Genomic DNA, 14,000 nt, shown 5'->3' with positions numbered 1-14,000 from the left:
GGTGCTCAGCGGCCTGCCCGCCCCGGAGGCGCCCAGGCGGGCTGGCGCTTGACCTCAGCCACGTCAATGCCATCCAGCAGCATCGCCAGTTGCGTGGCGTCCAACAGCACCGACTGGGCATCGGCGTCCACCGGCGGCAGCCGGAAGCGGCCCGTCTCCAGACGCTTGTAGTACAGGACGAAGCCGCCGCGGCTGAAGGTGAGGATTTTCACCCGGTCTCCGCGCCGACTGACGAAAGCGAAGAGGTGGCCTGAGTAGACGTCCTCGCCCCATGCGGTGCGCACCAGCGTCATGAGCCCATCAATCGACTTGCGCATGTCCACCGGCCCGGTGGCCAGAAGGATTCGCACCGAGGCCGGCAGTGTCAGCACGCGGTGCGCTCCAGCGCCGCCACCAGTCGGGCCACGTAGTCCACGTCCGTGCCGGGGGCGAAACGCACGCGCGCTCCAGCGGCGCCAATGACTTCCAGCGCCAACGCCTCGAACGCTGGCTCCCGGCTCACCCGCACCGGGAGCAGGCGCACAGCCGGCTCGACCTTGGTGCGCACCTGGCGCCGACGGCGGTAGACCCAGGACTGCACGGTGCTCAGCCGCAGCCCCCGGCGTCCGGCGAACTCCCGCTGCGTCAGCCCGCTCGCTTCGAACTCCTCCGCGACGCGCACCCACTCCGGCTTCTCAGCTCTCTTCTGCATCTGTCGAGGGATGACCTGCCCCGCTCATCCCGGCAACGCCCCGCAGCACGTCGTCCGTCGGACGGATACCCCCGTCGCGAGTTCAAGCAGGACGTTCCCCAGCGCGAAGAGGTCCGAGCGCGCGTCCACGCGGCCCGTCAGGAGCATTTCCGGGGAGGAGTAGAACGCATCCCCATGCGGCCGATGCACCGTGGAAGAAACGCGACCGGGCAGGTCCGACATGGCGAGCCCGAAGTCGGAGACCTGCACGTCGCCGTTCCAATCAACGAAGAGGTGCTCCACGTCGAGCGCCCGGTGGACGATGTTGAGGGGGCGCCCCTGCTCGTCCTGCGCCTCCTGGGCATGTTCCAGGGCCTCGGCGACGCGAAGCCCGACATGGAGTGCGAAGAGGGGAGAGAACCGGCCACCGCACTCCCCGGAGAGCGTCAACAGGGTGTTGATGCTGTGCCCCGACGGATGCTCGGTGATGACGTACCAGCAGCCCTCCGCCTTGTGCAGCCCGTGGACACGGAGGATGACCGGATGGTCGAGGTACGTTGCGAGGCGCACCTGCTCCTCCAGCTTCGCCCGCGCCCGCTTGACGCGAGGTGGCTCCAGCAACTGCGAAACGCTCGCGGCCTTGAGCAGCACCTTGCCTCGGATGCTGCCCTCCGAGGTCCGGCGCCGGGCGAGCAGGAGGCTCAATCCGTGGTGGACCTCTCCCAGGTCTTCGCGGAACTCGTACTGGAAGCCGTCCCTCATGAAGAGAATCGCTCCGCGTGGGAGCCTGAACTCACTTGCCGACATGCTCGTTTCTCCTTCGCGCAGGCATCCTTGGCCAGCGCGTCGCGAGCGATGTTACCCGTGAGATGGGCAGCTACGGAACGACCCTGGGAGGTCCTGTCTCGTCTGGAGAGGAGGGCTCCGGAATCGAACACCTACCCAACACGTCACCCGGCGCCACTCAGGGCCAGCGGGCCACGACATAACCAGCGCTCCGATTGAACCCCTTCACCTTGCCGTCCTTGAACGCTTTGACACGCCCCTCCACCACGAAGCAGATGGGCTGCTCGTCCTGCCCTGGAAGCTTCACGCGGTCATAGCGGATGACGAGCGCTGGCCCATCCGCACGTCCCATCTTGTCGGAGAGGTAGTACGCCTTGCCGTAGAAGCGTGTCCCTTCAGGGGCGACCGCCGCTTGCCGGTCGTCTTCGATGCCCCACGGAACGATGCTCACCACCGCCGCGCCAGCCGTAAACCACACGTCTGCAAAATCGTCCTCGCTGGCGTCGAGTTTCAGGCTGAAGCGCTCATCGAGCTCCCAGTGAAGCTGGTGCCGCATCGCCTCCTCTGCTCCAGCCGGACAGGTGAACGCCTCGGGCCGGATCTGGGCACTGGGACAACCCGCCGCCAGCGCCGCGACGAGCGACAGCGACGCGCACTCCACGGCGGCAACGGACTTCTTCGGGACTCGGAGTGTTCGTCCTGGGGGCGGCGTTTCAGACGGTGGGGTCTTCACGGTGGAACCTTCTTTCTGTGCGTCGTCGATCTCCTGCTCCGAGGGAGCCACGGGAGAGAGAGCAGGGGAGGACATAGCAGGAGGGGCTGTCCTGGGCGGGGGGGATTGTGGGGGGCTGGGAGGGCGCGGGCCTGCGGCGATGCGCGGTTCGACTGGGGGCCCGGGGACCGCCGCCGAGTAGCGCCAGAGGGCCGCCGCAACGACGAGCACCACGACACCCAGGAGGCCTGGGAACCACCCTCCTAATGAGCGCGGTCGCCCCATCATGGCCACATGCCGTTTGAGGGACTGGGGAGGGGAGGGAATCGTCAGTGCCGCAGGTGGTGGCTCGCCTTGACGCTGTTCAGCGGGCGGATGTGCCGGCACATCATACTCAGCGGAGCGCTCGGTAAGGAGATCCGCCAGTTCGCGGCGCAACGCCTCGGTGTCGACCGGACGCCGCTTGGGGTCCAGAGCCACCAGATTCTCAATGAGATCACTCACTGCTTCTGGAACCCGCGCATTCGCCAGTCGGGGCGACGGCGGTGGTAGAGCCGCGTTGTTCAAATCGAAGCGCGGACGAAACTTCGTCGGTCGCGGGTCCGTCAGCAGTTCATGAAGCATGACGCCGACCGCGAAGATTTCGTCGGCGACCTGGAAGGCGTAGCGAGCCCGATGTTCGTCCTTGTGATCACGCAGGAACTCGAACTGCTCGGGCGCGCGATAGCGTTCCGTGCCCGGAGGCAATCCCCCATCCGTCAGGTCTTCGGCGAGCGTGTAGGTTGCGCAACTGAAGTCGATGATGAAGGGCTCTCCGTCACTCTTCCGGATGAGCACGTTGGACAGCTTCAGGTCCCGATGAAGGACGCCCCGGCCGTGCATATATGCCAGCGCGCCGGTGAGCTTCTCGAAGACTCTGAGTATCTCGCGAACGGTCGGGTGCTTGCGCTCGGCCCATTCCGCGAGCGTCCAGCCATCCACGTAGTCGAGCGCGAGGTAGAGGTTTCCACTCTCCGCAAGCCCATACCCTTGTGGCCGGACGATGTTCGGATGGTTCAGCATGAGCAGCGCCGTCAGCTCCCGCAGCGTCCGGGCATGGGTCTGCTTGGAGTCGCCGCTGCACTCCCGGTGCTGGGCCACCTTGATGGCGCGGTGCCTGCCGTTCTTTTCTCCAAGGAAGACGCACGCGAAGCCTCCGTCGCCAAGGGCCTTGGAAACCTGCCACCCGTCAATCAACGAACCAGGCAGGGCGTGGAGCAATGTCGGGTTCATGGGGTTCCTCCTGAACGAGGACGAGGGAAGCGCACGTCCGGAATCGTGATGCGACGCCCCCCATCCCCACGCACCTCCAGGGTGAAGACGAGGTCCGACTTCGTCTCTGGCACTTCAACGACCGCAAGCACTTGCCTCTCCTTTCCCGCAGGGATTGCCCCCGGCGTCTTCGCTACGAGCCGTGCCCGCAGGGGGATGCCGTCACGCCCCAGGAACGTTGCCTCTTGTGGTGTCCATGCAGTGCGGTTGCGCTCGTTCACGATCATCACGTCCATCAGGATCCAACCCTTTCCCCGGATGGCTACGGTCACTGGCGCTGAAAGCCCTTGTGCGGCGTCGTCCACTCCTTTGCCGAGGGTCGTCGTGACGCCCGTCTTGTCCACGTAGCCGAGCAGCACGAAGTCTTCCGGCTTTGGCGCCGGGGCTTGTGCGGTGGGCTGGCAGGCCGCATTGGCTGGCTCCGGGCGCTGCACGTCGATCAGTGCGTCAACGTTGCGCGGGTCTGTCACGAGCACGAAGGCGGCCCGGGTGGGAACCTGGCCGTCAGCGAAGAAGACCCCGATCTCCTGACGCTCGCCGTCGGTGAGATTGGCCACGGGCTGAACGATGATTGAGCGCTCGCCCGCATCCAGGACGCGAATCCGGGACTCGTCGAAGGTGAGGGTCCTCCGCTGGATCGGCGCCGAGAACAGGAACAACGTCCGGGTGTCCGCCGCGACATGGACGACGGGCAGCGGTTCGGCAGGCGTGCTGGCGATGGTCACGGAGCGCTTGCGGTCAACGCGCGCCTCCGTGGCCGGCTGGGCCTGCGCGGTAGCTCCCCACGCGAGCGCCAGCGTCAGGGGAAGAACCAATCTGAAGGGTTGGAGCAAGGATGCGTGACCTCCCGAATGGGAAGGCTACCATCGCGAATGCACGCGCAGTGGGTCTCTTTCCTACAGCGCGCCGCAGCCCGTGGGGGCACCGGTACACTTGGCCGCTCCTGGCGAAGGCACCGTTGACGAGGGGCAGGGTGAGGATCGCTACGCGCTCCGAGGGTCGCAGGTTCGGAGTCCACCGGCCACTGAGCATCGCTTCCGGAAGCCCGAACACGTCGCGAGTGTGCGTCGCGTGTTTGCCGGTGGGCCGCTCGCCCCCATCGGCGAGCAGGACAACACCCTGAACGCGTTGATGTCCCGTGCCGCCTTCGTCCTGTCCCCAGAGCTGATTGAGAAGTGGTTCGCGCGGCGGAAGGCATGGAACAAGGAAGTCTGGGAGGAACTCAAGGGCGAGCGTCGTGAGCACCTGGACTCGCCGGGACTGCTCACCAAGGCAGCCATCCGCGCGCACATGTCACCGCCCTACGAGGGCGACAAGCCTGTCTGGCACGCGGGGACGTGGTCGGAGTGGTCAGAGATTCATGCCGCCGTGCGGCCCGAGCCCCAAGCCGTTTGGGTGTCGGACTTTCTCGTGAAGGACGCGGCGGAGTGGGCGCGCTCGCGGGTGGGAATCGTCTGGGTCGAGTACCCGGAGTTGGGCGAGCGCATCGCCAAGGCGGCGGGTGTGCCGTTTTACGGCGGGGGGAAGGCGGCGTCCGAGTCCATCATCCGTGAGACGGGGAAGCGCTCCGTCGTGGCGAGCATCAAAGCGCACGCCACGGGGAAGAACCTCCAGCAGTTCTCTCGAAACCTCGTGGTGACGCCACCTTCGGATGGGGCCGCCTGGGAACAACTCCTCGCGCGGACGCACCGTCCCGGGCAACAGGCTCCATGCGTCGAGGTAGACGTGTGCCTCCACACGCAGGACTACGTTGAGGCATTCGCGACGGCACAGGAGCGAGCACGATTCATCCAGCAGACGGACGGGCAGCCTCAAAAACTACTGGGGATTGCCAAGCGCACTGTTCAAGGCGTCCTCCAGGGCGGCTACTCCTGAAGCACCGCCGTCCCCTCTTTCAACCATCCTGCTTTCCCTTTACACTAAGACAGAGCAGCCTCACACAACACGCCTAGCCCACTGGAAACAACATGCCCAAAAAGAAAAGTGCGCCCTATAGATTCCTAAGGAGCCTCAAAAAATCATTCCTTCAAACGTCTAGCCCTCGATTCATCCGACGAAGGTTGGCAGCCATCCGCCGCCGAGAAGCAGCGGTCACTGAACTTGAGAGCAGAATGGAAAAAGTCACCGCAGATGACTTTCTCCCGAAAACCGAAAAAACGATAGCCGAATACCGAGAACTCGCTGAGACAGTCCGGCAGCTGGAATCCGAGCGACAGCTAAATCCAGAAACCTTCACGCCCAAACACAAGGCACTTCTAAAGAGCGCACGAGACAAGCTCGCATCCTGGACCATCCTAATAGCAAATACAGAGAAGAGGGCAAACGAAGCCAAGTCCCTATCCAGGGACATTCGGCTCACGAAAATTTCAATCAAAGTGGATAGGCTGCGCTATCTCTATTCGATAGTAATTTCAAATCTGCAACTGATAACCCTTGCCTTTATTGCAGTCTCGCTTATGTGGAACCTAGGCGTCATCTCCAAGGCAGTCGCATTCATCACGTCAGGGAGCACAGTCGCCAGAGTAATCGGCGTCATCGGGATATTCTCAATTGGCTCCGCTTTTTATTGGCTCAGAGTAAACTGGCGCAGACTCTACGCCGCAACGGAAATCAGTATTGCGATCCTCACGGCGTGGGTGACGCTTAAGGACCACGTCATCATGGTAGACACAAGCAAACAACTCACCTTGGCGGGCGCGATCTATCTCATAGTGCGAGCACTCGACAACTTCATGCAGGGGCAAGAGGCCGCAACCACAAAACAAAAATCCCACACAGCTACAGTGACCAGCCTCCCTGCCTCGGGAAAGTCTACTCAGGAACTTATCTCACCCCAGGCTGATTCAGTTCAGTAAAGACAATCCCCTCACGACGTCAACTTGACGACAAACCAGTTTCAGCAGTCACCCTGTGGGCTACGGCCAGATCGCTGGGTAGCGCTTTCGATAGAGCTCAAACGCGATCACCATAGCACGAACCATCGGAGCGATGCTGCCAGCCAACACCCCAATCACACGCTGGCTCTCATTCCACCATTCATCAGTTGTCCTTTCGGGGGCAAGAGTGGCCAGTAGAATCTGTGTCGCCAAATGAGGTCTCATCCAGCCATCAGCGCCCATCTCAAGAAAGCCATCTGTCGACGAATCAATCGCACAGCAACCCTGCCTCGACATGCTCCTCAGCATGAGCGCCGAGGTGATTTCGGACGCGCTCGATAGTCTGTCCACCGCGATCAAGTTCTTTCTTTGCCGCACTCCACTCCCTCTCCATGTCTGGCTCTTGAGATAACCACTCACTGAATCGCGCATCTGCTTTGAGTCTATCGAGCAACTTTCGACCCGACCACAGTGTCCGACTCGTTGAGCGAACAAAGTAGAGTTGACGCTGCTGCCTCTCCGACTCGTTCACCCCTTCGGACGACGAGCCGCCTCCTAACTCTTGACGCTCAAGGTTGAGATCGGCCAGCAGGACAAACATCCTTGCCATCAATCCGGCTAGAGGCTCATTTGCCGGAAGTGCTCGCCCAAAATTAACGACGGCCGTTCTTGATCTAGTCATTGAGATTCCTTAATTCCAGAACAATGTGCACAAGAACCCCTATCGCCGCTTGCGACCAGTCTTTCGCTGAGGCCGGGGCTTTTCATCCGAAGTCTTCGCAAGAGCATCAATGCTGACAACGTTCTGAGTCAGCCAGGGAGCCGCCTGCGCTTTAGTCTTCATGTAGAGCCGAGCACCCAAGAGAGCACGATAAAGCATCCGACGACGTGAACTCCGAGTAGTTGAAATCCAGCCTATCACCGTAAGCACGACGACAGATAAGCCAAAAACAACAAGTCCGATCATTGTAATGCCAAATGCATCATCAAACCTTTCCTTTTGAAGAAGAAAAAGAAACGAACCTGCGCAGGTAGTAGTGAGCAGGAATTTAAGTATCGCAGCAGAGGCAGGTGGAATCCAAGGCTCCCTAGAGTCCTTCACGCTGGCATCCAGCGCTTGCAGATACTCGATACCCGCTGCTATTTTTTCGACATCTCCATCAACCCTTGGATGGCTGGCTACATAGCGAGCCTGCTCCTCCTCTACACAGGAGATTCCGTCATCAATCGACGTCACCGCTTTCCCAGTGCGCTTTGACCATTTCGACCGCTCCATCTGAAGCCTAACTAAAACGAGAGCTACAACCATGAGCGGCATGGCGGCTAGTGCGACAGCCTGAATGATCGTTGAACGTGGAGTTGCAACAAGAATATATGAAATCAGCAGTGCAATCCCTCCAGACAGAAATGCGGCCTTTTCCGTGTTGGTGGGATTTGAGTTCGCCTTTACAAATTCAGAAAAGTCTCTTTCAAGCTCGTGAATCACCATGCTCTCCGCGAAAGTGGGGACCACCACTTCACCTTTTAAGCAGGATAAGTGCCCAGTAAAAGGAACACTCGGGAAGGAAGGGCCTCTATGCGCGAGGGCAACGCGAATGGACTCGGCCGTGGCCTTCTCCAAGCGAGAGTTGAGCCCACTCCCGGAAAGCGTCCCCGTAAGAGAAAATGAGGACGTCCTCTCGACGTCCCGCCACCTGACTGGGAACACGGGACATGAGCAACGCAGCACTCGCACGAATCGCCACCTCTCAGGCCGCCCTCTCGGAGATGACGAGGGCGGCCGATACCCTCTGGCCCTGCTGGTGCGGCGCCACCTCGGCCTCGACATCAGCGCCGACAATCACGCCCCCGACGCGTGGCGCCTGCGTTACGGAGCGCTGGACGGCGTGCCGCTGGAGCAGTGGCCCGAAGGCGCCGTGAAGTACCCGCTCCGCGACGCGCGCTTCACGCTGGACGTCTACCTGTCCCAAGAGCGCGCCGCGTCCAGTATCCCCAACGGCGGCAACCTCCACGCTGAAGGGGACCAGGTCCGCGCCGCCCTCGCGCTCCACCTCGCCTCCGTCTGGGGGCTTCGCACCCATACCGGTCGCGTCGAGGAGCTGTGCCGCCGCGTCGAGCAAGAGTGGAAGGCCAACCGCGCTCACTTCCAGGCCGCCGGCATCTTCCGCGCCAACGGCACCAAGGACTCCAAGCGCCTCGCCCAACTCGTCACCGCCGCCTACAACGGCTCGCCCCCCGTCACCGCACCCAGCGAGCGATTCTCCGATGGCTAGGTCGCAACCGACCGTGACACGCTGTTCGGCTCGGGTGACGGGCTTCTCGAAGACCAGGGGAAGAGCGGGAGCGTCGACGAGTACAAGTCGACTTACCTGGACGGCGTCGAAGCCAGCACCGCTCTCCCGGTCACCCCGCGCTTCAACGTGCTCGTCTGTCGTTTCAGCAAGAAACCGGGGGGTACGCCGCGCATAACGAGCCCCTGCGTTTTCCCTGAGAATTTTTCGAGCGTGGGGGACCGCCGAGCAAGGCGTGAAGGGACCTCGCTCCGGAAATCCGAACCGGGGGGCCTGCCCAAGCACCGTCGAGTGAGCCGCTCGCAGAAACCGCACGCATTTACAGGGGGACAGCACACCGTCAAACGCGGCCAACGAAGTCTCAGCGGGGCCAGTCGGGGAAAGCGTCCCCATAAAGAGAGTTGAAGGAGATCGACGCATGCTTGAACAGGTTGAGCAGTACCGCCCCCACGTCATCGCCGCGCTCACCAACGCCACGCCCCAAGGGCTCACCGTGAAGGAGCTGTGCGGCGCGCTCGGAGCGGGAGAGCAGGCCATCCGCCGTTGCCTCGCGGCGCTCGTTCTGACGGGCGTCCTGCGTGAGTCCGCACGGTACACGCCCGGCGCTCGTGGTGCGGTGCCGCGTGCCTACAGCCTCAACCCGAGGGCCGAATGAACGCGTGCTGTCCCCAGCCCCACCAGGGCGCTGACGTTGTGACTGACGGACAGTGGTCCCTCCTCCCCTTTCTATCTTTTCTTCTTAGGAATGAGAGGACTCCGTCACTCCGTCATCTACAGAGTGAAAAAGGCCATGACGGAGCAGTGACGGAACCCTCCAGCGCCCGAGCGTTCGTCACACCACCTGCACCCATCCAGGCTCCGCAAGGTGTCGCCGCTCCCGTGCAATACCGCGCCGTGGCCATGCCTCAATCGAGTTCCCCAGCGTCGTGCCCCATGAGTTGGACTCTCTGCCTCACCCCCTCGCGCTTCACGCCCGACCAACTCTCCGTCAGGGAGTTCTCGTCCATCGATGAACTCATGTCGGAGTTCTTCGAGGACGCCATGGACCCGGTGCTCCGCGCGGAGAAGGACGGCCACTCGCTCATCCCCGCGCGGCCCTGCCCACCTCGCGCTGATGGCCTCTACGAAGGCAAGGGCGGCCAACCCACGCCTACTCCATACAGGCGCAATGCGAACTTCTCGCATGTCACCCTGGCCGTCGTGGACTTCGACTGCGAGGAACAGTCCGCGCTGGATTCGTGGCTCGCGGCCCTGCGCCAGCGTGGCCTCTGGTTTCTCGCATACCCGACCCACTCCTACGGGCAGCCTTCCAAGCCCATCCGCTACCGCGTCGTCCTGCCGTTCAGTGAGCCCGTCGCTGTTGGCTCGCCCAGCAGATGGGCCGACAGCCTTTGGCCGCGTCTCATGGACGCCCTGGGGCTCGCATCTCAGGCCACAGCCGCGTTGAAGGCGGATCCAGCATGCAAGGATGTGGCGCGGCTCTACTACCTGCCAAGCTGGAACCCTTCCAACCCCACCCAGCGCCCAGCTCCCGAGCATTACCGAGGACAGCCGCTCAATGTGGAGGCGCTGTTCGGCCCGCTCTTGCGTCAGCCCTTCGCGCGCTACGTCGAGCGCCCCAGCGAGCAGCAGGTGACCGGTGCTAGGTCAGCGGACCTCCAGGCCGTTCGTGCGCGACTTCGTCGATACAAGCGCCAGGACTACCGCCAGGTCATCGCGCAGGTGGACGCGGGCGAAGTCCTCATGCTCGATGGACAGCGCCACCTCGGCATCAACAGGCTGACGGAGATGCTGGCCCGGGTTGCCAAGCCCGATGAAAGCTCGGAGAGCCTTCTCGCCATCGCCCAGCACTCACTCGATGCGCTCGGCAAGCTGGAGCCCTCCCGCGACGTCTGGGGCGAAGCGCTTCGAGGGTTGGACGGAGCACGCGCCAAGCTTCCGCAGTGGGACCTTCAGCGGAAGGCCAACCGCGAGGCGGAAGATGCCAAATGGCGTCGGACCGTCATGCTCGCGGCCACCTCCAGCCACCGGCGTGGGAGCACTCCATGACTCCGAACTACCCTCCCGACAATGAGGCCGCCTCGAACGCCGACCGCGAAGCGGCACGCGCGGAGGTCGCGAGCCTTCCTCTGGTGAAGGTCGTTCCCTTTGAGCGCTACCTTGCGCGCCGGCCGGGTGGTCGCTCCTTCAATTCGGACCTCCTCACCCAGAAGGCGGCAGAGGACTACCTGATGCTGCGTGGCCTCCTGCCGTCGCGCGACACATGGCCCCGAGGAGCCAGCCCCTTGGCCGTATCGCCCGACGCGCCGAAGCTGTGTGTCGGGGTCATGGGGCTCGAATGCCGCCCCAACGCGCCGGAGCTGTTGGCGCGTGAGGACGACACGTACTCGGTCAATACATGGGAAGCGCCAACGCTCCTCCCCGCGCCGGGCGAGTGGCCTGATGTGCGGCGTGTCCTTCTCTGGCTCGCGGAGGACGACGCTGGGCTCGACTGGCTCCTGAACTGGATTGCGTTCAAGGTCCAGAACCCGGGCTCCAAGCCGGGAACCGCAGTCCTGCTTCAAGGCCCCCCGGGCACCGGGAAGAACGTGCTCTATCGCCTCCTGGCGCACGTACTCGGCCCCGCGAACTGCGTACAGATTGGAGAGGCGGACCTCGCCAAGCCCTACAACCACCACTTCGCCACGAAGCTGTTGGTCTTCGCCAACGAACTACTCGACAACCACAAACGTGGTGGTTCGCTTGGCGACGGCCTCAAGGCGACCATCACTGATAGCGAGGTGTTCCTGGAGAGCAAGGGTATTGGCCGCACGCCAGCGGTCAACCGCGTCGCGCTCCTCGCGGCAACCAACCGCACCAAGCCCATCGAACTGGAGGAGAGCGACCGGCGCTGGACGGTCTTCCACAACAAGACGAAGCCCGCCGAGTACCGCCACCCTGACCTGGAGATGACCCATCGAGACTTCCTGGAGGCGCTCCACGCTCCAGGCGCGGATGATGCCTTCACCTCGGAGTTCATGCAGCAGGTGGCCGCCTTCGCTTACGAGATGGGCGCCTACGCGGTGGACATGAAGCGCGTCCGCAGGCCGCACACGAACGCTTCCCGCGACGAGCTACAGCAGCTCAGCGAGCCCGTGACGGAGCAATTCCTGCGCGAACTCAGCGAGAGCCCCGACCCGGACCGGCAGCTTCGCGACTGGGTAACGATGGTGCCTCACGCCTCCTCGTCCCTGCACGCTCCTTCGGGGCCCCGAGTCGGCAAGACCCATGCGTTCGTGAACGACGTCCTCTTCGCGGCAGTGGTGGGGTTCTGCAAGGCCGTCGGTCAGAAGCACCCACCGCAGAAACGGACTTTCCTGGCCGCGTTGAAGGCCGCGGGCTGGATTGAGCAGCGAGACAGCAAGGCTCGGGGCGGGCTCCCGCCGTGGCACGCGACAGGAAGCGACGCACCTGCACACCAGGACTCGAAGGTCGTTCCGCTCAACCCGCCGCGCACCCCGGTCGCTCCATGCTCCACCACCGCGCATCCCGGCACGCCGCAGCCAAGCACCCAGACTGAGCACTCCCGATGAATGCCTGCCCGTCCCAGGGCGCCCACGGGCCCGAGTTCCTCACCGTGAAAGAAGCAGCAGCGCTCCTGCGCGTGAACCGGAAGACGCTCTACGAGGCCATTCGACTCGGGCAGGTGCCTGGAGTCGCACGCATCGGAAAAGCCCTCCGCATCCGTCGACGTGCATTGGTAGAATGGCAGCCGGGTAACAGCGGTCCTGCGCTCGGAGAAAACCGATGAGCGTCAGACTGCGGAAGTGGAAGGCGAAAGAGGGCAGGGTGCACGAGGCGTGGTGGGTAGACGTGAAGTACCAGCACCCCGATGGGCGGGTAGAGCGCGTCCGCAAGGCGTCTCCACTCAACACCCGTCGCGGTGCCGAAGAGTACGAGCGTCAGGTCCGCCATGCCCTCCTTGCTGGCACCTTCGGAAAGGAGAAGCAGCGCGAGCCGGAACGAATCCGGACCTTCGGGGAGTTCGTCCCGCGCTTCATCACGTACAGCGAGAACAACAACAAGCACTCCACCGTCGTCACCAAGCGGCAGATTCTGGATGACCACCTGCTCCCGGTGTTCGAGGACACGCCTCTCGATGCCATCGGTCCAGCGGAGATCGAGGAATTCAAGGCCGCGATGCGGAAGAAGCCGTCAGGCGCACGTGCCCGGAAGGACGCCCCCAAGCGAGCGGCCCTCCTCAAGCGCAAGGGCTCCGGGGTGGAGCTGCTCAGCCTCAAGTCCATCAACAACGTTCTCGCCGTGCTGCACAAGTTGCTGGCACTGGCTCAGGAACAGGGCGTGCTCGAACACGTCCCGCGCATCAAGCTGTTCAAGACGGACAAACCCGCCTTCGACTTCCTCTCGTTCGAGGAAGCCGAGCAATTGGTCGACGCAGCGGAACCGGAGTGGCGAACGCTCATCCTGTTGGCGCTCAAGACGGGCCTGCGGCACGGGGAACTGATCGGGCTCCAGTGGGGCGACCTGGACTTGCAGCGTCGCAAGCTCAAGGTGCGGCGTTCCATCTGGCAGGGCGTGACGGGACTGCCCAAGGGTGGGCGGGAGAGAACGGTGGACCTGCCCGCGTCGGCTGTGATCGCACTCAAGGGGCACCGGCACTTGAGCGGCCCTTATGTGTTCTGCCAGCCCGATGGCCAGCCGTTGACCGCTGGGATGACCGAGCACCGACTGGAGGGGGCCCTCATCCGGGCGGGCATCCGCCGCGAGCAGGGGTTCATCACCTGGCACGACCTGCGCCACACCTACGGGAGCCACCTCGCCATGAGGGGCGTAGCGCTCAAGGTCATCCAGGAGCTGATGGGGCACGCCACCATCGAAATGACCATGCGGTACGCGCACCTCTCTCCGGAGACTCGGGAGAGCGCGGTGCAGGAACTCGACCGGCCCATCCACCAAGAGCGCGCCGTTCTGGGCTAGCGACGCCGGAGGGGCACACTGGGGGCACATGACGGGGTGGGGGAAAAAGAAAAGCCCAGCAACCTGTGAAGATTGCTGGGCTTCCCATGTTGTCCCCGACGGGATTCGAACCCGTGTTACCGGCTTGAAAGGCCAGCGTCCTGGGCCTCTAGACGACGGGGACGTCGCCACCTACATGAGTCGCGGGGGGATCGAACCCCCGACCCTCGGCTTAAAAGGCCGGTGCTCTACCATCTGAGCTAGCGACTCGCACTATTCTTTTGTTCAAAATCCACGGGCTGCCCTCCCGGGCCTCGGAGGCAGGCGCTTCCTACCCGAACTTCTTCGCGCTTTCCACTGGCGAGCGCACCGTTCCCTTCCTGACGACGACTCCACGA

General features: G+C 63.3%; 13 protein-coding genes, 2 tRNA genes and 1 pseudogene. 8 read left to right on the top strand and 8 right to left on the bottom strand.

The window, feature by feature from the left end; translation table 11 throughout:
• Positions 1 to 5 precede the first annotated feature (5 nt).
• The 5 genes and pseudogenes from tnpB to ACN469_RS12235 form a co-directional block, all read right to left on the bottom strand.
• A complete protein-coding gene (gene tnpB, locus ACN469_RS12255; RefSeq protein WP_498767365.1) occupies positions 6 to 371 on the bottom strand; it encodes an IS66 family insertion sequence element accessory protein TnpB in 366 nt (121 codons plus the stop codon).
• A complete protein-coding gene (gene tnpA / locus ACN469_RS12250; protein ID WP_498767363.1) occupies positions 365 to 691 on the bottom strand; it encodes an IS66 family insertion sequence element accessory protein TnpA in 327 nt (108 codons plus the stop codon). The genes tnpB and tnpA overlap by 7 nt, the downstream gene beginning before the upstream one ends.
• A 69-nt stretch (positions 692 to 760) precedes the next feature.
• Positions 761 to 1,477, bottom strand: a pseudogene (locus ACN469_RS12245) (serine/threonine protein kinase); the annotation flags it as partial.
• 157 nt (positions 1,478 to 1,634) lie between these two features.
• Positions 1,635 to 3,440, bottom strand: a complete 1,806-nt coding sequence (locus ACN469_RS12240; RefSeq protein WP_498767361.1) for a serine/threonine protein kinase — start codon at positions 3,438 to 3,440, stop codon at positions 1,635 to 1,637.
• A complete protein-coding gene (locus ACN469_RS12235; protein ID WP_498767359.1) occupies positions 3,437 to 4,312 on the bottom strand; it encodes a DUF2381 family protein in 876 nt (291 codons plus the stop codon). The genes ACN469_RS12240 and ACN469_RS12235 overlap by 4 nt, the downstream gene beginning before the upstream one ends.
• Positions 4,313 to 4,541: 229 nt before the next feature.
• Here ACN469_RS12235 and ACN469_RS12230 point away from each other — a divergent pair, with 229 nt between their 5' ends.
• Positions 4,542 to 5,354, top strand: coding sequence for a hypothetical protein (locus ACN469_RS12230; protein ID WP_498767357.1), 813 nt, complete (start codon positions 4,542 to 4,544; stop codon positions 5,352 to 5,354).
• Between the two features lie 92 nt (positions 5,355 to 5,446).
• On the top strand, positions 5,447 to 6,334 hold the full coding sequence (locus tag ACN469_RS12225) for a hypothetical protein (RefSeq protein ID WP_498767355.1): 888 nt from the start codon (positions 5,447 to 5,449) through the stop codon (positions 6,332 to 6,334).
• Positions 6,335 to 7,076: 742 nt separating this feature from the next.
• Here ACN469_RS12225 and ACN469_RS12220 read toward each other — a convergent pair.
• Positions 7,077 to 7,844 (bottom strand): hypothetical protein, encoded by a 768-nt coding sequence (locus ACN469_RS12220; protein ID WP_498767354.1) that lies wholly within the window; start codon positions 7,842 to 7,844, stop codon positions 7,077 to 7,079.
• Positions 7,845 to 8,157: 313 nt separating this feature from the next.
• Here ACN469_RS12220 and ACN469_RS12215 point away from each other — a divergent pair, with 313 nt between their 5' ends.
• The 6 genes from ACN469_RS12215 to ACN469_RS12190 all read left to right on the top strand — a co-directional run bounded on the left by ACN469_RS12215 (position 8,158) and on the right by ACN469_RS12190 (position 13,623).
• Positions 8,158 to 8,628, top strand: a complete 471-nt coding sequence (locus ACN469_RS12215; protein ID WP_498767352.1) for a hypothetical protein — start codon at positions 8,158 to 8,160, stop codon at positions 8,626 to 8,628.
• Between the two features lie 436 nt (positions 8,629 to 9,064).
• Positions 9,065 to 9,301 (top strand): hypothetical protein, encoded by a 237-nt coding sequence (locus ACN469_RS12210; RefSeq protein WP_498767350.1) that lies wholly within the window; start codon positions 9,065 to 9,067, stop codon positions 9,299 to 9,301.
• A 278-nt stretch (positions 9,302 to 9,579) separates the two neighbouring features.
• Positions 9,580 to 10,695 carry a hypothetical protein gene (locus ACN469_RS12205; protein WP_498767348.1) on the top strand — a complete coding sequence of 372 codons (1,116 nt, stop codon included), beginning with the start codon at positions 9,580 to 9,582 and terminating at the stop codon, positions 10,693 to 10,695.
• Positions 10,692 to 12,218 (top strand): DUF5906 domain-containing protein, encoded by a 1,527-nt coding sequence (locus ACN469_RS12200; protein ID WP_498767346.1) that lies wholly within the window; start codon positions 10,692 to 10,694, stop codon positions 12,216 to 12,218. Before ACN469_RS12205 ends, ACN469_RS12200 begins: the two co-directional genes overlap by 4 nt.
• Positions 12,215 to 12,436: a helix-turn-helix domain-containing protein gene (locus ACN469_RS12195; RefSeq protein ID WP_498767344.1), complete on the top strand. Its 222-nt coding sequence runs from the start codon at positions 12,215 to 12,217 to the stop codon at positions 12,434 to 12,436. Before ACN469_RS12200 ends, ACN469_RS12195 begins: the two co-directional genes overlap by 4 nt.
• Complete coding sequence (locus ACN469_RS12190; RefSeq protein ID WP_498767342.1) at positions 12,433 to 13,623, top strand: tyrosine-type recombinase/integrase; 1,191 nt, start codon at positions 12,433 to 12,435, stop codon at positions 13,621 to 13,623. The genes ACN469_RS12195 and ACN469_RS12190 overlap by 4 nt, the downstream gene beginning before the upstream one ends.
• Before the next feature lie 90 nt (positions 13,624 to 13,713).
• Here the strand turns inward: ACN469_RS12190 and ACN469_RS12185 are convergent.
• Together ACN469_RS12185 and ACN469_RS12180 are read right to left on the bottom strand one after the other, a co-directional pair.
• Positions 13,714 to 13,786: transfer RNA gene (locus ACN469_RS12185), tRNA-Glu, on the bottom strand.
• 13 nt (positions 13,787 to 13,799) lie between these two features.
• Positions 13,800 to 13,872, bottom strand: a tRNA-Lys gene (locus ACN469_RS12180).
• Between the last annotated feature and the right edge of the window lie 128 nt (positions 13,873 to 14,000).

The sequence above is a fragment of the Corallococcus terminator genome, from assembly GCF_049194865.1.
In the GTDB taxonomy this organism is placed as follows: domain Bacteria; phylum Myxococcota; class Myxococcia; order Myxococcales; family Myxococcaceae; genus Myxococcus; species Myxococcus terminator_A.
This window is presented reverse-complemented; position numbering and strand designations above follow the sequence as displayed.